Source organism: Ramlibacter sp. (genome assembly GCF_050250995.1).
Lineage (GTDB): Bacteria > Pseudomonadota > Gammaproteobacteria > Burkholderiales > Burkholderiaceae_C > Ramlibacter.
This window is the reverse complement of sequence record NZ_JBFWNP010000020.1, coordinates 15392-31444: the sequence shown is the minus strand read 5'-3', so window position 1 is coordinate 31444 and position 16053 is coordinate 15392. Positions and strand designations below refer to the sequence as shown.

The following is a 16053-nucleotide window of genomic DNA, read 5'->3' as shown; positions in this document are numbered from 1 at the left end:
GTGAAGCATTCCAACCCGGCACGGCGGTTCGTCCGCCCTTGAAAGGTAATCAGATGATGAAAAGACGTGTTCTCGGGCAGTGGTTCGCCGCGGTGCTCTCCGCTTCCCTCCTGGCGCTCGCGCCGCTCGCCCATGCCGCCGACGAGGCGCCGGACGCCTTGATCAAGCGCCTGTCCGACGAGGTTCTTTCGACCATTCGCGCCGACGCGACCCTCAAGCAGGGCGACGTGGCCAAGATCATGACGCTGGTCGACGGCAAGATCATGCCGAACGTGAACTTCCAGCGCATGACCGCCGCGGCCGTCGGCCCGGCCTGGCGCCAGGCGACGCCGGAGCAGCAAAAGCGCCTGCAGGACGAGTTCAAGACCCTGCTGGTCCGCACGTATTCGGGTGCGCTCGCGCAGATCGACGACCAGACCGTCAGCCTGAAGCCGCTGCGCGCTTCGCCGACGGACACCGAGGTCGTGGTGCGCAGCGAGGTTCGCGGCCGCGGCGAGCCGATCCAGCTCGATTACCGGCTCGAGAAGACGCCGGGTCAGGGAGCGGGCTGGAAGATCTACAACCTGAACGTGCTGGGCGTGTGGCTGGTCGAGACCTACCGCAGCCAGTTCGCTCAGGAGATCACCGCCAAGGGCGTCGACGGCCTCATCGCGACGCTCGCGGAGCGCAACAGGTCCAACGCGGCCCGCAAGGGCTGACGCAGCGCCATGCTCGTGCTGCCGGAGCGCCTGACGCACGACGATGCCGCCGCCTGCGGCCGCATGCTCGCGCAGGCGCTGCGCGCGATTCCCGGCGACCGGGCGGTCGCGGACGCGTCGGCCCTGCGGGTTTTCGATTCGTCCGCGCTGGCCGTGCTGCTCGATTGCCGCCGCGAGGCGCTGGCGCTCGGCAAGGTGTTCTCGGTCGGCCACATGCCGCCGCTGCTGCGCGAGCTGGCCACCCTGTACGGCGTGGCCGAACTGCTGCCGCACGCGGCGTAGTGCCATTGTCCGGGCTTCCGGGCGCGAAGAGGGCGGCTGACTAGAATCACGGGCTCCCATGCCCAAGCCCGCCGCCATTACGTTCTCCGCCGTCTCCAAGACCTATGCCACGGGCCGGGCGAGCTTCCAGGCGCTCGACGGCGTGAGTTTCGCTATCGAGGAAGGCGAGTTCTTCGGACTCCTCGGCCCCAACGGCGCCGGCAAGACCACCCTCATCAGCATCCTGGCCGGGCTCGTGCGCGCCACCTCCGGCAGTGTCACGGTCCGCGGTCACGACGTGCAGGCGGACTACGCGCAGGCGCGCCGCCAGCTGGGCGTGGTCCCGCAGGAGCTGGTGTTCGACCCCTTCTTCACCGTGCGCGAGGCGCTGCGCATCCAGTCGGGCTACTTCGGCGTCCGCGACAACGGCGCCTGGATCGACGAGTTGCTCGAAAGCCTGGGCCTGGCCGACAAGGCCGGCTCCAACATGCGGCAGCTCTCGGGGGGCATGAAGCGCCGCGTGCTGGTCGCGCAGGCCCTCGTGCACCGGCCGCCGGTGATCGTGCTCGACGAGCCGACCGCGGGCGTCGACGTCGAGTTGCGCCAGACGCTGTGGCAGTTCATCGCCCGCCTCAACAAGCAGGGACACACCGTCTTGCTCACCACGCACTACCTCGAGGAGGCCGAGGCGCTGTGCGGCCGCATCGCCATGCTCAAGCAGGGCCGCGTCGTCGCGCTGGAGCGCACGAGCGAGCTGCTGAAGGCCGCGTCGTCGAACGTGCTGCGCTTCAAGATCGACGGCGCACTTCCCGCGGAATTCGAGGGCAAGGCGCGCGTCACGGGCCGCATCGTGCAGTTGCCCGCGCACGATGCGCACGAGATCGAGCGGCACCTCGCCGTCATCCGGCAGGCGGGCCTTCGCGTGGAGGACGTGGAGATCCGCAAGGCCGATCTCGAGGACGTGTTCCTCGACGTGATGGCGGAGGAGAAAGGGGTCGCTGCATGAGCCGCCGCGCCGCCCCAAGGCTCATGGCCCCGCAGCGCGTAGCACGGAGGGAAGCCGAATGACCGGCTGGCAGACGCTTCTCTACAAGGAAACCCTGCGGTTCTGGAAGGTCGGCTTCCAGACCGTTGCCGCGCCCGTGCTCACCGCGCTGCTCTACCTGCTCATCTTCGGCCATGTCCTCCAGGACCACGTGAAGGTGTACGGCCGCATCGAGTACACGGCCTTCCTCGTGCCCGGGCTCGTGATGATGAGCGTGCTGCAGAACTCGTTCGCCAACAGCTCCTCGTCGCTCATCCAGAGCAAGATCATGGGCAGCCTCGTCTTCGTGCTGCTCACGCCCCTGTCGCACTGGAGCTGGTTCGTCGCCTACGTGGGCTCTTCGGTCGCGCGCGGGCTGTGCGTGGGACTCGGGGTCTTCCTCGTCACGGCGGGGTTCACGAACATCCATTTCGCGGCCCCGGCGTGGATCCTCGTGTTCGCGGTGCTGGGCTCGGGCATGCTCGGCGCGCTCGGTGTCATCGCGGGCCTGTGGGCCGAGAAGTTCGACCAGATGGCGGCGTTCCAGAACTTCATCATCATGCCGATGACGTTCCTTTCGGGCGTCTTCTATTCCATCCACTCCCTGCCGGCGTTCTGGCAGCAGGTCAGCCACCTCAACCCGTTCTTCTACATGATCGACGGCTTTCGCTACGGATTCTTCGGCGTGAGCGACGTCTCGCCATGGCTGAGCCTCGCGATCGTGGGCGGCGCGATGGCCATCGTGAGCGCGATCGCCGTGCATCTGCTCAGAATCGGCTACAAGATCAGATCGTGACCATGGAATCGACATGACTGCTGATGAGCTGCGCGACATCATTCGCATGGGCCTCGTGTGCGAACACCTGGAGGTGAAGGGCGACGGACGGCACTGGGAAGCGGTGATCGTGTCGGAGGACTTCGCCGGAAAGCGTCCGATCCAGCGGCATCAGCGTGTTTACGCGACGCTCGGTGCGAGAATGCAGACGGACGAGGTTCACGCCTTGTCCATGAAGACATTCACGCCGTCCGAATGGGCGGCGCAATCCACCAACTGACACTGCCATGGACAAGCTTCTGATCCGCGGGGGCCGCGAGCTCCGCGGCGAGGTCCGGATTTCCGGCGCGAAAAACGCCGCCCTGCCCGAACTCTGCGCGGCCCTGCTCACCGCCGAGCCCGTGACGCTGCAGAACGTGCCGCGCCTGCAGGACGTGGCGACGATGCTCAAGCTGATCCGCAACATGGTCGTCACCGCCGATGTCGATGGCGACACCGTGCGCATGGACTCGAGCAAGCTGAGTTTCCCCGAGGCGCCCTACGAGATGGTGAAGACCATGCGCGCTTCGGTGCTGACGCTCGGGCCGCTGCTCGCGCGCTTCGGCGAGGCGACGGTGTCGCTGCCGGGCGGCTGCGCGATCGGTTCGCGGCCGGTCGACCAGCACATCAAGGGCTTGCAGCGCATGGGCGCGGAGATCGTGGTCGAACATGGCTACATGATCGCCAAGGTGCCCAAGGGCCGCGAACGGCTCAAGGGCGCGAGCATCACCACCGACATGGTGACCGTGACGGGCACCGAGAATTTCTTGATGGCCGCGACGCTGGCCGAGGGCGAAACCATCCTCGAGAACGCGGCGATGGAGCCGGAGATCGTCGACCTCGCCGAAATGCTGATCGCGATGGGCGCGAAGATCGAGGGCCACGGCACCTCGAAAATCCGGATCCAGGGCGTCGACAAGCTGCATGGCTGCACGCATCGCGTGGTCGCCGACCGCATCGAGTGCGGCACGTTCCTGTGCGCCGTGGCGGCCACGGGCGGCGAAGCGCTGCTGCGGCATGGCCGCGCGGACCACCTCGAAATCGTCATCGACCTGCTGCGCGCGGCGGGCGCCAAGGTGACGCAGGTGGAAGAAGGCATCCGCATCGAATCCCACGGGCGGCTGCAGGCGCAAAGCTTCCGCACCACGGAATATCCCGGCTTCCCCACCGACATGCAGGCGCAGTTCATGGCGCTCAACTGCATCTCGGAAGGCTCCGCCAAGATCACCGAGACGATCTTCGAGAACCGCTTCATGCACGTGAACGAACTCGTGCGCCTGGGGGCGAACATCCACGTCGACGGCAAGTTCGCGGTCATGCAGGGCGTCGAGAAGATGTCCGGCGCGATCGTGATGGCGACCGACCTGCGCGCGTCCGCCAGCCTGGTCATCGCCGGACTGGTCGCCGATGGCGAAACCATGGTCGACCGCATCTACCACCTGGACCGCGGCTACGAGCGCATGGAAGAGAAACTCACCGGTCTCGGCGCCGACATCGAACGGATCAAATGACCCCCCGCGCAAGCCTCCCCGGGGGCTTGCGTAAAATTCGGGGATGACAGTCACGCTCGCCCTGTCCAAGGGCCGCATTTTCGAGGAGACCGCGCCGCTGCTCGCGCGCGCGGGCATCGAGGTGCTCGACGATCCTGAGAAGTCTCGCAAGCTGATCCTCGCCACGAGCGAGCCCGGCCTGCGCGTCGTGGTCGTTCGCGCGACCGACGTGCCCACGTACGTGCAATACGGCGGCGCCGACCTCGGCGTGACGGGCAAGGACACCTTGATCGAGCATGGCGGCGAGGGCCTCTACCAGCCCCTCGACCTGCAGATCGCGAAGTGCCGCGTGAGCGTGGCGGTCCGCTCGGATTTCGACTACGCCAATGCGGTGCGCCAGGGCGCGCGGCTGCGCGTCGCGACGAAGTACACGGCGATCGCACGCGATTTCTTCGCGGCCAAGGGCGTCCACGTCGACCTGATCAAGCTCTATGGCAGCATGGAGCTCGCCCCGCTGACCGGCCTGGCCGACGCCATCGTCGACCTCGTGTCCACGGGCGGGACGCTGCGTGCGAACAACCTCGTCGAGGTCGAACGCATCATGGAAATCAGCTCGCGCCTGGTCGTGAACCAGGCCGCGCTGAAGCTCAAGCGCGAACCCATCCGCCGCCTTATCGACATCTTCTCGAAGAGTGTTGTCCCCGCCCCTGCACTGAATTGACATGGCCGATCCTGCCCGCCCCTTGCGCCTGTCCACAGCAGACGCCGGCTTCGACGCCGCGTTCATGCAGCGGCTGCACTGGTCGGCGGAGACCGATGCGGGCGTGGAGCAGGCGGTCGAGCGCATCCTCGCGGACGTGCGTTCGCGCGGCGACGCCGCCGTGCTCGAGTACACGAACCGCTTCGACGCGGTGGGTGCGAACTCGCTGCGCGAACTGGAACTCTCCGCGTCCGAGCTGAAGTCGGCGTTCGACGGCCTGCCGGCGAAGCAGCGCGATGCGCTGGAGTCGGCGGCCCAGCGCGTGCGCCGCTATCACGAAGCGCAGAAGCGGGCCTCGGGCGAAAGCTGGCAGTACCGCGACGAAGACGGCACGCTGCTCGGGCAGAAGGTCACGCCGATCGACCGCGTGGGCATCTACGTGCCGGGCGGCAAGGCGGCGTATCCGTCGTCGGTGCTGATGAACGCGATTCCCGCGCACGTCGCAGGCGTGGGCGAGATCGTCATGGTCGTGCCCATGCCGCGCGGCGAGCGCAATGCGCTCGTGCTGGCGGCGGCGCACGTGGCCGGCGTCTCGCGCATCTTCGCCGTGGGCGGCGCGCAGGCCGTGGGCGCGCTCGCGTACGGCACGGCGTCGATCCCGCGCGTCGACAAGATCACCGGCCCCGGCAACGCCTACGTCGCGAGCGCCAAGCGGCGCGTGTTCGGCCAGGTCGGCATCGACATGATCGCGGGTCCGAGCGAAATCCTCGTGCTCGCCGACGGCAGCACACCGGCGGACTGGGTCGCGATGGATCTGTTCTCGCAGGCCGAGCACGACGAACTCGCGCAGAGCATCCTGCTGTGCCCCGATGCGAAGTACATCGACGAGGTCCAGCGCGCCATCGACCGGCTGCTGCCGGAGATGCCGCGCGCGGGGATCATCGCGAAGTCGCTTTCCGGACGCGGCGCGCTGATCCACACGCGCTCGATGGACGAGGCCTGCGAGATCAGCAACCGCGTCGCGCCGGAGCACCTGGAGATCGCGAGCCGGGAACCGCACCGGTGGGAGCCGCTGCTGCGGCATGCCGGCGCGATCTTCCTCGGCGGCTTCACCAGCGAATCGCTCGGCGACTACTGCGCCGGGCCGAACCACGTGCTGCCCACCAGCACGACGGCGCGTTTCTCCAGCCCGCTGGGGGTCTACGACTTCCAGAAGCGCAGCAGCCTCATCGAGGTGAGCGAAGCGGGCGCGGCGAAGCTCGGCCCCATCGCCGCCGAACTCGCCTACGGCGAGGGCCTGCAGGCGCATGCGCGCGCCGCCGAGATGCGATACGAGCGCTGAAAGCCCGATGCCATGACCCGAACCCGCAACACCGCAGCGCTGATCCGCCAGGACGTGCAGTCCATGCACGCCTACGCCATCCAGGACTCGCGCGGGCTCGTCAAGCTCGATGCGATGGAGAATCCGCACCGCCTGCCGCCCGAGCTGCGCCGCGCGCTCGGCGAGCGGCTGGCCGACGTCGCGCTCAATCGCTACCCCGGCGCGCGCATCGACGAGCTGCGGGCCGCGCTGGCGAAGCACGCCAGGATGCCGGCCGGCTTCGACCTCATGCTCGGCAACGGCTCCGACGAGCTCATCTCGCTGCTGGCGGTGGCGTGCGACGTGCCGGGCGCATCGATCCTTGCGCCGCTGCCCGGCTTCGTGATGTACGCGATGAGCGCGCAGCTGCAGGGCCTGAAATTCCACGGCGTGGACCTCACGCCGGACTTCGAGCTCGACGAGAAGGCGATGCTGGCCGCCATCGAGCAGCATCGTCCCTCGATCGTCTATCTCGCGTACCCGAACAACCCCACGGCCAATCTCTGGAGCGATGCGACCATCGAGAAGATCGTGGAGGCCGCGCCGGGGTTCGTCGTCATCGACGAGGCCTACCAGCCCTTCGCCAGCCGCAGTTATCTAGACCGCGTCGCGCGCCACGATCACGTGCTGCTGATGCGCACGATGAGCAAGTTCGGCCTGGCCGGCGTCCGCATCGGCTACATGATCGCGCCGAAGGCGCTGATCGCCGAGGTCGACAAGGTGCGTCCGCCCTACAACATCAGCGTCCTCAATGCCGAGGCCGCGCTCTTCGCGCTGGAGTACGAGGACGTGTTCGCCGCGCAGGCCCGCGAGATCCGCTCGGAGCGCGAGCGGCTGCAGCAGGCGCTTGCCGACATGCCCGGCGTCAAATCCTTCCCCAGCGAAGCCAACATGATCCTCGTGCGCGTGCCGGATCCGGCCGCTGCCTTCGAAGGACTCAAGTCCCGCGGGGTGCTGGTCAAGAACGTTTCTAGAATGCATCCTTTGCTGGCCGGTTGCCTGCGCCTGACCGTCGGGACGCCCGACGAGAACACGCAGCTGATCTCGGCCCTGCGAGCCTCCTTATGACCGTCGATTCCAGCCCTCCCGCAAACCGCACCGCCGAAGTCACGCGCAATACCGCCGAGACGCAGATCACCGTGCGCGTCGGACTCGACGGCACGGGCCGGGCGAGCCTGTCCACCGGCATCGGCTTCTTCGACCACATGCTGGACCAGATCGCGCGCCACGGCCTGATCGACCTCGCCATCGAGGCGAAGGGCGACCTCCACATCGACGGCCACCACACGGTGGAGGACGTCGGCATCACCCTCGGCCAGGCGGTCAACAAGGCGGTGGGCGACAAGAAGGGCATCCGCCGCTACGGCCATGCCTACGTTCCGCTCGACGAGGCGCTGTCGCGCGTGGTCATCGACTTCTCCGGCCGCCCGGGCCTCGTGCTGAACGTCCCCTTCAAGAGCGGGATGATCGGCACCTTCGACACGCAGCTTGCGCACGAGTTCTTCCAGGGCTTCGTCAACCACGCGTTCGTCACGCTGCACATCGACAACCTTCGCGGCGAGAACGCGCACCACCAGTGCGAGACCGTGTTCAAGGCCTTCGCCCGCGCGCTGCGCTCGGCGCTGGAGCTCGACCCGCGTTCGGCCGGCACGATCCCGTCCACCAAGGGCAGTCTCTGACGCCTGCGCGCCCGGAACGCCACCCGTCCAACGCATGAGAACCGTCGCAGTCGTCGATTACGGCATGGGCAACCTGCGCTCCGTGTCGCAGGCGGTCATGCACGTCGCGCGCGACAGCGGCCTGCAGGCGGTTATCACTTCGCGCCCGGAGGACGTGCGCGCAGCCGAGCGGGTCGTCCTGCCGGGGCAGGGCGCCATGCCGGACTGCATGCGCGAGCTTCGCGACTCGGGCCTGCTCGAGTCCGTGCTGGAGGCCGCGGCCGCCAAACCCCTCTTCGGCGTGTGCGTCGGCATGCAGATGCTGCTCGATCGCAGCGACGAGGGGCCCACCGAAGGCCTGGGCCTGATCCACGGGGAGGTCCGCAAATTCGACCTGGCGGGCCGCCTGCAGGCCGATGGCAGCCGCTTCAAGGTGCCCCAGATGGGCTGGAACCGCGTCTGGCAGACGCAGCCCCATGCCCTGTGGCAGGGCGTCCCGGACGGCAGCTATTTCTATTTCGTCCACAGTTTCTACGCCCGGCCGTCCGATTCGCGCCACAGCGCGGGGGAGGCGGATTACGGGGGCCGCTTTACCGCGGCCGTGGCTCGCGATAATATTTTTGCGACCCAGTTCCATCCCGAGAAAAGCGCCGACCAGGGACTCGCCCTCTACCGCAACTTCCTGACCTGGAATCCCTGAGTCTCTTCGCCACTTCCTGACGCCGCGCAAGCCCCCGATGCTCCTCATTCCCGCGATAGACCTGAAAGACGGCCATTGCGTCCGCCTGAAACAGGGCGACATGGACCAGGCCACCACCTTCAGCGAGGACCCGGCGGCCATGGCGCGCCAATGGCTCGCGCGCGGCGCGCGCCGGCTGCACCTCGTGGACCTCAACGGCGCCTTCGCCGGCAAGCCGCAGAACATGGTCGCCATCAAGTCGATCCTGAAGGCCGTGGGCAGCGACATCCCGGTGCAGCTGGGCGGCGGCATCCGCGACCTGGACACGATCGAGCGCTACATCGACGCCGGCCTGCGCTACGTGATCATCGGGACGGCCGCCGTGAAGAACCCCGGCTTCCTCAAGGACGCCTGCAGCGCCTTCGGCGGGCACGTGATCGTGGGCCTCGACGCCCGGGACGGCAAGGTCGCCACCGACGGCTGGAGCAAGCTCACGGGCCACGAGGTGGTCGACCTGGCGCGCAAGTTCGAAGACTACGGCGTCGACGCCATCGTCTACACCGACATCGGCCGCGACGGCATGCTCTCGGGCATCAACATCGAAGCGACGGTGAAGCTCGCGCAGGCGCTGTCCATTCCCGTCGTTGCCTCGGGCGGGCTTTCGAACCTCGAGGACATCCGCAATCTGTGCGCGGTGGAGGACGAGGGCATCGAGGGCGTGATCTGCGGGCGCGCAATCTATTCCGGCGACCTCGATTTCGTCAAGGCGCAGGAACTGGCCGACGAACTGGGTTCCTGACCGTCATTCCCGCGAAGGCCCCTCGGGAGCCCTGGGTCCCCGCCTTCGCGGGGACGACGACAATACGCTCATGCTCGCCAAACGCATCATCCCCTGCCTCGACGTCACCGGAGGCCGGGTCGTCAAGGGCGTCAACTTTCTCGAACTGCGCGATGCCGGCGACCCGGTGGAGATCGCCGCGCGCTACAACGAGCAGGGCGCCGACGAACTGACCTTCCTCGACATCACGGCCACCAGCGACGGGCGCGACCTCATCCTGCACATCATCGAGGCGGTGGCGTCGCAGGTGTTCATCCCCCTTACCGTGGGCGGCGGGGTGCGCACGGTGGATGACGTGCGCCGGCTGCTCAATGCGGGCGCCGACAAGACCAGCTTCAATTCGGCCGCCATCGCGAACCCGGAGGTCATCGAGGCCGCATCGGCGAAATACGGCGCGCAGTGCATCGTCGTCGCCATCGACGCCAAGCGGCGCAGTGCGGAAGAAGCCGCCACGCGCGGCCCCGGCTGGGATGTCTACAGCCATGGCGGGCGGCGCAACACGGGCCTCGACGCCGTGCAATGGGCCTCCGACATGGCGAGACGCGGCGCCGGCGAGATCCTGCTCACCAGCATGGACCGCGATGGCACCAAAGCGGGCTTCGACCTCGAACTCACCCGGGCCGTGAGCGATGCGGTGCCCGTTCCCGTGATCGCCTCCGGCGGCGTCGGCAACCTCGACCACCTGGCCGACGGCGTGCAGCAGGGCGGGGCGGATGCGGTCCTGGCGGCCAGCATCTTCCATTACGGCGAATACACGGTGCATCAGGCGAAGGAACGCATGGCCGCCCGCGGGATCCCCGTCCGGCTTTGAAGGCGCCTTCCAGGGCGCCCGCCGCCGCCGGTTCGGGAGGCGACAATACGGCCATGGATTGGCTCGATCAAGTGCGCTGGGATTCACAGGGGCTCGTTCCGGCGATTGCCCAGGAGGCTTCGACCGGCGACGTGCTGATGTTCGCGTGGATGGACCGCGAGGCGTTGCGCAGGACGGCCGAACTTGGCCGCGCGGTGTACTTCAGCCGCTCGCGCGGCAACCTGTGGTTCAAGGGCGAGGAGTCGGGCCACGTGCAGCAGGTCCACGAGGTGCGCCTCGACTGCGACAACGACGTGGTGCTGCTCAAGGTCACGCAGCTCGGGCATGATCCCTCCATTGCCTGCCACACCGGCCGTCACAGCTGTTTTTTCCATCTTCTGAAGGACGGTCGCTGGCAGGAAGTCGATCCGGTCTTGAAAGACCCGCAGGCCATCTACAAGTGAGTGCCATGACGAGCAACGATTCCCTCGCGCGCCTCGCCGCCGTGATCGAGAGCCGCAAACCGGCGAACGGCGGCGATCCGCAGACGAGCTACGTCGCCCGCCTGCTGGACAAGGGTCCCGACGCGTTCCTCAAGAAGATCGGCGAGGAAGCGACCGAGGTCGTCATGGCCGCCAAGGACAACGACCCGCCCAAGATCGTGAGCGAGGTCGCCGATCTCTGGTTCCATTGCATGATCGCGCTCGCGCACCACGGCCTTGCGCCGGCCGATGTGATCCGCGAACTCGAACGCCGCGAGGGGCTCGGCGGACTCGACGAAAAGGCATTGCGCAAGGCGCGCAGGCGCGAAGGAGAAGCAGGCTCATGAACGATTCCGACGTCATCACCGTCAAGAACCAGGGCGACCGCACGATCATGCACGTGCTGTACGGCCTGCACACGCTTGCGCCGTTCACCTTCCTCACGCTCTCGGTCATCGCGCTGATCGTCAACTACGTGAAACGGCCGGACGAGCACGATCCGCTCTACGTCACCCACCACAACTACATGATTTCCACCTTCTGGTGGGCCGTCCTGTGGTTCCTGCTGACCAGCTGGCTCTGGATCTTCTTCCTGCTGCCCGGAATGGTGGCGTGGACGGTCATCGGCCTGTGGTATCTCTACCGCTACATCCGCGGCTGGATGCGCTTCAACAATCACCAGGCACCGGCATGAGCCACGACCCGAACTGCATCTTCTGCAAGATCGTCGAGGGGAAAATCCCTTCGAGGAAGGTCTACGAGGACGATGACATCCTCGCGTTCCACGACATCCAGCCCTGGGCGCCGGTCCACTTCCTGCTGATCCCGAAAGAGCACGTCACCTCGATGGCGCACGTCGAGGATGCGCATGGCCCCATGCTCGGCAAGCTGATGACGCTGATTCCGAAACTGGCGCGGCAGGAGGGGTGCAGGCCGTATCCCGAGGGCGGTTTCCGCGTGATCGTCAATACCGGCGGCGATGGCATGCAGGAAGTGCAGCACCTGCACGTTCACGTGATCGGCGGCCCGCGCCCCTGGAAAAAGGGCTAGGGGCAGGCCCGCGAACAAGCCCGGCCGCTGCGGATGAACTTCGGCCAACCCGTAGAATCCCACCAGTCTGTACAGGAGTCTCGCAATGGGTTCGTTTTCGATTTGGCACTGGCTCATCGTTTTGCTGGTGGTCGTGCTGATCTTCGGCACCAAGAAGCTGAAGAACATGGGCTCCGACCTCGGCGGCGCCGTGAAGGGCTTCAAGGACGGCATGAAGGACGGGTCCACCACCACGGCCGATGCCCCCGTGCCGCCCGCGGGCCAGGTGACCGGCGCGGTTCCTCCGCAAGCCGAACGGACCACCATCGACGTCGAGGCGAAGAACAAGTCCTGACGCACCCGGCACCGATCCCGTGATCGACCTCGGTCTCTCGAAGATGGCGCTCATCGGCGCCGTGGCCCTCATCGTCATCGGGCCGGAAAAACTGCCGCGCGTCGCGCGGACGATCGGCACGCTGCTGGGCAAGGCCCAGCGCTACGTCGCCGACGTCAAGGCCGAGGTCAATCGCTCCATGGACCTCGACGAACTCCGCAAGATGAAGGAGACGGTCGAGACCGCGGCGCGCGACGTCGAGGGATCGATGCACACCGCCGCGAGCGACTTCGAGAAGGACTGGGCCGATGCGACGACGACCGCGCACACGGCCCTGCCCGAGCCGCCGTCGTTCCCCGAGTACAAGCACCCGAAGAAGAAGTGGCGCCAGAAGCAGGGCGCCGTGCCGCACTGGTACAAGGCGCGCGCGGGCGTTCGCAGCAAGGCGCTCTCGGGCGCGGCGCGCGTCGCGAAGTACCGGCCGCACAAGTTCAACTGATGTCCGATCCCACCAAGGAAGACGAGCTCGCCGGCACCGAGCAGCCCTTCGTCGCTCACCTCGTCGAACTGCGCGACCGGCTCATCCGCGCACTGCTCGCCGTCGGCGTTGTCGCGGCCGTGCTGGCCGTGTGGCCAGGACCGGCCGCGCTCTACGACATCCTCGCCGCGCCGCTGATCGCTCACCTGCCCAAGGGCGCCACCCTGATCGCCACGTCGGTCATCTCGCCCTTCATCGTGCCGCTGAAGATCCTGCTGATGGCGGCCTTCCTCATCGCGCTGCCGGTCGTCCTCTACCAGGTGTGGGCCTTCGTCGCGCCGGGACTCTATTCGCACGAGAAGAAGCTCGTGATGCCGCTGGTGATCTCGAGCACCATCCTCTTTTTCCTCGGCGTCGGCTTCTGCTATTTTTTCGTGTTCGGGCAGGTGTTCTCGTTCATCCAGAGCTTCGCGCCGAAGAGCATCACGGCCGCGCCGGACATCGAGGCCTATCTCAGTTTCGTGATGACGATGTTCCTGGCGTTCGGCGCCGCCTTCGAAGTGCCGATCGTCGTGATCGTGCTCGCGCGCATGGGCATCGTGCCGGTGGAGAAGCTCAAGGAGTTCCGCGGCTATTTCATCGTCCTGGCGTTCATCATCGCGGCGATCATCACGCCGCCGGACGTGGTGTCGCAGCTCGCGCTCGCGGTGCCGATGTGCATCCTGTACGAGATCGGCATCTGGGCTGCGCAGATCTTCATCAAGCACACCAAGGCGCCCGAAGAGGCCGAGAAGCCGCCGGAAGAAGCCGCGAAGCCCTGAGCCGGGCGCGGGATCAACGCGGAAGCTGCGGCACCTGCGGATACTGAGGCTGCTGCGGTTGCTGTTGTTGCGCCAGCGAGCGGGGTTTCGGCCGCTTGCCCGGCGTCACGTCGACGTCGACACCGTCGTCGCGGCGCTGCAGGCGGAACTTCGCCGGCACGCCGGGCTTCAGTCCGGCCACGCCGCTGAGGAGTTCGGACACCGTGCTCACCGGTTTCCCGGCCACTTCCACGATCACGTCGCCCGGCCGGATGCCGGCCTGCGCTGCCGGCCCGTTCTGCAGCACGCCGGTGATGAGCACGCCCTTGCGCGTCTTCACGCCGAAGGTCTCCATGAGCTCGGGGGACAGCTCCGCCGGCTCCACGCCGATCCAGCCCCGCGTGACCACGCCCTCCTTCACGATGCCCTCGAGCACCTGCTTGGCGGTCGACACGGGAATCGCGAAACCGATGCCCATGCTGCCGCCGGAGCGCGAATAGATCGCCGTGTTGATGCCCATCAGGTGGCCGTTGACGTCGACCAGCGCGCCGCCCGAGTTGCCGGGGTTGATGGCCGCGTCGGTCTGGATGAAATTCTCGAAGGTGTTGATGCCCAGCTGGTTGCGCCCCACCGCGCTCACGATGCCGGAGGTCACGGTCTGGCCCACGCCGAACGGGTTGCCGATGGCGAGCACCTGGTCGCCGACCTGCAGCGCGTCGGAATTGCCCAGCGTGATGGCGGGCAGGCGGTCGAGCGACACGCGCAGGATGGCGAGGTCGGTCTCCGGGTCGGTGCCGATCACCTTGGCCTGCGTGCGCCGGCTGTCGTTGAGGACGACTTCGATTTCCGACGCGCCTTCGACCACGTGGTTGTTGGTCAGGATGTAGCCTTCGGCGCTGATGATGACGCCGCTGCCCAGGCCCGCTTGCGGATGGTTGTTGGCCTGGTCGCCGAAGAAGAACTTGAACCAGGGGTCGTTGGCATACGGGTGCTGGCGGCTCGGCCCCTTGCTGGTGTTGATGCTGACGACCGCGGCCGAGGCGCGCTGCGCGGCCTGTCGCAGGCTGCCCGCGGGCACGTACCCGGGGGCGGCGGGCGCGGGCGCCTCCACCAGCGACACGCCGGTGGTGCCGGTCGACACGGCGCGCTGCCGAACCCACTCGGGCTTGAGCGTGACGACCACGAAATAGGCGGCCAGCAGCACGGTGACCGCCTGCGAGAAAACGAGCCAGTAGCGCTTCATGCCGCGAGTGTAGACCTCGCGCGCACGCGCAGGGCGGCGGGCGGTCAGGCGCGGGTCGGCACCAGCGGCGCGGCGGGCCGGGGGGGCGTGCGGCCGCCGAAGTCGGCATCTTCGACCGGCACGGGCGTCTCGGTGTGGGGGTCGAGCACCGCCGCCCGGGAGCGGATGCCGCGCGCGAATTCGGCGAGGCGCTGCGCGTCGTGCAGGATGTCCTCGACCGCCGTGCTGCCGGGCGTGAGATGGACGATGCCGACGCCGACGTCCGGCTGCAGCCGGATACGCGTGCGGTTCGCGCCCGACACGTCGAGCGGCCGACGCAGGGCGCTGGCGATGCGCAGGCCCAGCGTGCGCAGGTGGGCGGGGGTGGGGATGGTCTCGACGAGCACGATGAAGCAGCGCTCCCAGTAGCGCCCGACCGGGTTGACCACGCCCACCTCGGACTGGATGCGGTGGCCCATGGCGACGAAGAGTTCGTTGAGGCCGCTGGCGCCCACCTGCGCGGCGAGGTTCTCGGTGTCGAAGACGATGATGGCCACCACCGCGCCGTCGCGTCCCGTGCTGCGGCGGCGGCGCTGCGCCCGGACGAGCTTCTGGACGAGGGCGAACGCGCTGAACAACTGCGTGAGCGGGTCGAGCTGCGCCAGCGCGCTGCGCCCCGCGCGCACGGCGCTGTCCTGGCGGCTGCGCAACCACACCATCAGCCCGACGCTTCCGGTGAAGACGACGGCGCAGAAGGCCACGACCCCCTGGCTGAATGTGCCGAGTTCCCACACGCCGCTCGCCTGGCCGTAGAGGCCGGCGATCGCGGGGAGCGCCAGTGCGCCGCCGGCGGCCATGCCGAGGGCGAGGCGGTCGCCGAGCAGGTGCGCGCGGACGGTGAGCCACAGCAGCATGGCGCCATTGAGCAGGCAGACGGCGGCGGAAGCGGGCAACTGGTGGTCCCAGGGCAGTGCGAGGCAGGCGACGCCGGCCAGCGGCGTGACGAAGGCGCCGGCCCGCAGGCCGCTGGCCATGACGCCGTCGCGCTGCCGGGCCTGCAGCCAGCCGCGAACCCAGAAGTCGCCCATGGCATTGCAGGCGGGGCCGATGACGACCTGCACGATCCGCAGGAGGTGGGGGTCGAGCGCGGGCCAGATCTGGCCCGGCAGGCCGCTCATGAAGAAGACGAACAGCAGCGTGAGCAGGTGATACGCCAGGGCCTGGGCGCTCGCGCGGCTGCGGTTGACGGCGGCTTCGACGGCGCCGAAGAGCACGACGGCGCCCATGGCGCCCATCGCCATGCTCCAGATCACCAGTTCGAGCACGCTCATCGGATCTCCGTCGTCGTGCATCAATACTGTGCCGGCGCAATGGGGTTGCGATACAGACGAACGTA

General features: G+C 67.7%; 22 protein-coding genes. 20 read left to right on the top strand and 2 right to left on the bottom strand.

Annotation, left to right across the window (positions count from 1 at the left end; translation table 11 throughout):
* The first annotated feature begins 53 nt into the window (after nt 1-53).
* The 20 genes from AB7E83_RS14500 to tatC all read left to right on the top strand — a co-directional run bounded on the left by AB7E83_RS14500 (nt 54) and on the right by tatC (nt 13456).
* Entirely contained in the window at nt 54-698 is a 645-nt protein-coding gene (locus tag AB7E83_RS14500) for an MlaC/ttg2D family ABC transporter substrate-binding protein (RefSeq protein WP_428570608.1), read from the top strand.
* A gap of 9 nt (nt 699-707) precedes the next feature.
* Nucleotides 708-980: an STAS domain-containing protein gene (locus AB7E83_RS14495; RefSeq protein WP_428570607.1), complete on the top strand. Its 273-nt coding sequence runs from the start codon at nt 708-710 to the stop codon at nt 978-980.
* A 58-nt stretch (nt 981-1038) separates the two neighbouring features.
* Nucleotides 1039-1965: an ABC transporter ATP-binding protein gene (locus tag AB7E83_RS14490; RefSeq protein ID WP_428570605.1), complete on the top strand. Its 927-nt coding sequence runs from the start codon at nt 1039-1041 to the stop codon at nt 1963-1965.
* Between the two features lie 58 nt (nt 1966-2023).
* On the top strand, nt 2024-2779 hold the full coding sequence (locus AB7E83_RS14485) for an ABC transporter permease (RefSeq protein ID WP_428570603.1): 756 nt from the start codon (nt 2024-2026) through the stop codon (nt 2777-2779).
* Between the two features lie 13 nt (nt 2780-2792).
* A complete protein-coding gene (locus AB7E83_RS14480; protein ID WP_428570601.1) occupies nt 2793-3038 on the top strand; it encodes a BolA family protein in 246 nt (81 codons plus the stop codon).
* A 7-nt stretch (nt 3039-3045) separates the two neighbouring features.
* Complete coding sequence (gene murA, locus AB7E83_RS14475) at nt 3046-4308, top strand: UDP-N-acetylglucosamine 1-carboxyvinyltransferase (RefSeq protein WP_428570599.1); 1263 nt, start codon at nt 3046-3048, stop codon at nt 4306-4308.
* 43 nt (nt 4309-4351) lie between these two features.
* The gene (hisG, locus tag AB7E83_RS14470; protein WP_428570597.1) at nt 4352-5008 is read left to right on the top strand and encodes an ATP phosphoribosyltransferase; all 657 of its coding nucleotides are present in this window, start codon (nt 4352-4354) and stop codon (nt 5006-5008) included.
* 1 nt (nt 5009) lies between these two features.
* Nucleotides 5010-6329, top strand: a complete 1320-nt coding sequence (gene hisD / locus AB7E83_RS14465) for a histidinol dehydrogenase (RefSeq protein ID WP_428570595.1) — start codon at nt 5010-5012, stop codon at nt 6327-6329.
* Between the two features lie 12 nt (nt 6330-6341).
* A complete protein-coding gene (gene hisC, locus AB7E83_RS14460; RefSeq protein WP_428570593.1) occupies nt 6342-7415 on the top strand; it encodes a histidinol-phosphate transaminase in 1074 nt (357 codons plus the stop codon).
* Nucleotides 7412-8026, top strand: coding sequence for an imidazoleglycerol-phosphate dehydratase HisB (hisB, locus tag AB7E83_RS14455; RefSeq protein WP_428570591.1), 615 nt, complete (start codon nt 7412-7414; stop codon nt 8024-8026). The genes hisC and hisB overlap by 4 nt, the downstream gene beginning before the upstream one ends.
* A 34-nt stretch (nt 8027-8060) precedes the next feature.
* Nucleotides 8061-8705, top strand: coding sequence for an imidazole glycerol phosphate synthase subunit HisH (gene hisH, locus AB7E83_RS14450; RefSeq protein ID WP_428570589.1), 645 nt, complete (start codon nt 8061-8063; stop codon nt 8703-8705).
* Between the two features lie 37 nt (nt 8706-8742).
* The gene (gene hisA, locus AB7E83_RS14445) at nt 8743-9483 is read left to right on the top strand and encodes a 1-(5-phosphoribosyl)-5-[(5-phosphoribosylamino)methylideneamino]imidazole-4-carboxamide isomerase (protein WP_428570587.1); all 741 of its coding nucleotides are present in this window, start codon (nt 8743-8745) and stop codon (nt 9481-9483) included.
* A gap of 70 nt (nt 9484-9553) precedes the next feature.
* Nucleotides 9554-10333: an imidazole glycerol phosphate synthase subunit HisF gene (hisF, locus tag AB7E83_RS14440; protein WP_428570585.1), complete on the top strand. Its 780-nt coding sequence runs from the start codon at nt 9554-9556 to the stop codon at nt 10331-10333.
* Between the two features lie 53 nt (nt 10334-10386).
* Entirely contained in the window at nt 10387-10776 is a 390-nt protein-coding gene (gene hisI / locus AB7E83_RS14435; RefSeq protein ID WP_428570583.1) for a phosphoribosyl-AMP cyclohydrolase, read from the top strand.
* 5 nt (nt 10777-10781) lie between these two features.
* A complete protein-coding gene (locus AB7E83_RS14430) occupies nt 10782-11141 on the top strand; it encodes a phosphoribosyl-ATP diphosphatase (RefSeq protein ID WP_428570582.1) in 360 nt (119 codons plus the stop codon).
* Nucleotides 11138-11488 carry a DUF4870 family protein gene (locus AB7E83_RS14425; RefSeq protein ID WP_428570580.1) on the top strand — a complete coding sequence of 117 codons (351 nt, stop codon included), beginning with the start codon at nt 11138-11140 and terminating at the stop codon, nt 11486-11488. The genes AB7E83_RS14430 and AB7E83_RS14425 overlap by 4 nt, the downstream gene beginning before the upstream one ends.
* Nucleotides 11485-11844, top strand: coding sequence for a histidine triad nucleotide-binding protein (locus tag AB7E83_RS14420; RefSeq protein WP_428570578.1), 360 nt, complete (start codon nt 11485-11487; stop codon nt 11842-11844). Before AB7E83_RS14425 ends, AB7E83_RS14420 begins: the two co-directional genes overlap by 4 nt.
* 85 nt (nt 11845-11929) lie before the next feature.
* Complete coding sequence (tatA, locus tag AB7E83_RS14415; RefSeq protein WP_428570576.1) at nt 11930-12178, top strand: Sec-independent protein translocase subunit TatA; 249 nt, start codon at nt 11930-11932, stop codon at nt 12176-12178.
* 19 nt (nt 12179-12197) lie between these two features.
* Entirely contained in the window at nt 12198-12656 is a 459-nt protein-coding gene (gene tatB, locus AB7E83_RS14410) for a Sec-independent protein translocase protein TatB (protein ID WP_428570574.1), read from the top strand.
* On the top strand, nt 12656-13456 hold the full coding sequence (gene tatC / locus AB7E83_RS14405; RefSeq protein WP_428570572.1) for a twin-arginine translocase subunit TatC: 801 nt from the start codon (nt 12656-12658) through the stop codon (nt 13454-13456). Before tatB ends, tatC begins: the two co-directional genes overlap by 1 nt.
* A gap of 13 nt (nt 13457-13469) precedes the next feature.
* On the opposite strand, the gene AB7E83_RS14400 is transcribed toward tatC, so the two are convergent.
* A complete protein-coding gene (locus AB7E83_RS14400) occupies nt 13470-14678 on the bottom strand; it encodes a S1C family serine protease (protein ID WP_428570570.1) in 1209 nt (402 codons plus the stop codon).
* Nucleotides 14679-14722: 44 nt separating this feature from the next.
* Nucleotides 14723-15988 (bottom strand): diguanylate cyclase domain-containing protein, encoded by a 1266-nt coding sequence (locus AB7E83_RS14395; RefSeq protein WP_428570567.1) that lies wholly within the window; start codon nt 15986-15988, stop codon nt 14723-14725.
* Nucleotides 15989-16053 lie beyond the last annotated feature (65 nt).